Source organism: Methylophaga sp. UBA5088 (assembly GCF_002414625.1).
GTDB classification, from domain to species: Bacteria; Pseudomonadota; Gammaproteobacteria; order Nitrosococcales; family Methylophagaceae; genus Methylophaga; species Methylophaga marina.
On sequence record NZ_DIAC01000009.1, the window covers coordinates 8,884 to 10,539 of the forward strand.

2 protein-coding genes are annotated in these 1,656 nt (G+C 45.1%); both read right to left on the reverse strand.

The window, feature by feature from the left end; genetic code table 11:
- Window positions 1-123: 123 nt before the first annotated feature.
- Window positions 124-1,377: an NADH-quinone oxidoreductase subunit D gene (locus tag B4K20_RS00660; RefSeq protein ID WP_289281492.1), complete on the reverse strand. Its 1,254-nt coding sequence runs from the start codon at window positions 1,375-1,377 to the stop codon at window positions 124-126.
- Window positions 1,377-1,656: NADH-quinone oxidoreductase subunit C (locus tag B4K20_RS00665; protein ID WP_289281493.1), on the reverse strand; the 280-nt coding region annotated here is incomplete at its 5' end. The genes B4K20_RS00665 and B4K20_RS00660, both read right to left, overlap by 1 nt.

Sequence of the window (1,656 nt, forward strand, 5' to 3'; positions counted from 1 at the left end):
GTAAGCATGGAATGACGGCAGATTGAGCACGACCTATCGGAAATTTAGCTATCCATTTATCCAGCGCTGCACGCAGTTGCTCAGTGAATAAAGTCTGTTTAGGTCCGGTCAATACCATCTCAGTCATCGGTCAATCTCACCAAACACAATATCCATCGTACCGATAATGGCAACGACATCTGCCAGCATATGGCCTTTTGCCATTTCATCCATCGCTGCCAGATGTGGAAACCCCGGAGCTCTGATTTTCACGCGATAAGGCTTATTAGCCCCATCCGAAATCATATAAATACCAAACTCGCCTTTGGGATGTTCAATCGCACTGTAAACTTCACCTTCCGGCACACAATAACCTTCGGTAAATAGTTTGAAGTGATGAATTAAGGCTTCCATATCATTTTTCATCGTGCTGCGTTTAGGCGGAGCAACTTTGGTGTCATCAACAATCACTGGCCCCGGGTTCGCTCTGAGCCAATCAACGCATTGCTTAATAATACGATTAGATTCACGCATCTCAGCGACACGGACTAAATAGCGATCGTAACAGTCGCCCTCCTTACCTATCGGAATATCAAAGTCCAATTGGTCATAGACTTCATAAGGCTGTTTACGACGTAAATCCCACTCAATCCCCGAACCTCTTAACATCGGTCCTGAAAAACCGAGTTGCAAAGCACGCTCAGGACTGACCACACCAATGCCTACAGTGCGTTGTTTCCAGATACGATTATCAGTTAATAATGTCTCATACTCATCGACACAGTGCGGAAAACGTTGGGTAAAGTCTTCAATAAAATCGAGCAGACTGCCTTCTCGGTTTTGATTCTTTTTCTTTATTTCTTTGTCGTTGTGCCATTTGGAAGCCTGATATTGAGGCATTTTGTCGGGTAAATCGCGATATACGCCGCCTGGTCGATAATAGGTAGCATGCATTCTTGCGCCCGATACAGCCTCGTAACAATCCATTAAGTCTTCACGCTCACGGAAGCAGTAAAGAAACACAGTCATCGCACCAATATCCAGACCATGCGCCCCCAACCACATCAGATGGTTTAATACCCGGGTAATCTCATCAAACATGACCCGAATGTATTGGGCTCTTATGGGTACATCAATGCCAATCAGTTTTTCGATGGCCATCACATAGGCATGTTCGTTACACATCATCGACACATAATCGAGACGGTCCATATACCCAATGCTCTGATTGAATGGTTTCGATTCCGCCAGTTTTTCTGTACCCCGATGCAGCAGCCCAATATGCGGGTCGGCTCTGACTATCACCTCTCCATCCATTTCCAGAATAAGACGAAGGACACCATGGGCAGCCGGATGTTGAGGACCAAAGTTGAGTGTGAAATTTTTTATCTCAGCCATTATTTCTCATCCTTGAGATAACGGTTATCATCACGAATCACCCTGGGTACTAAGGTTCTGGGTTCGATACTGACCGGTTCATATACGACACGTTTTTTGTTTTCATCGTAACGCATCTCAACATTACCAATAAGCGGGAAATCTTTACGAAACGGATGACCGACAAAACCATAGTCTGTCAAAATGCGTCGTAAGTCAGGATGTCCATCAAAGAGAATGCCGAACATATCAAAGGCTTCACGCTCATACCAATCAGCACCAGTCCATACCTTTGTCACG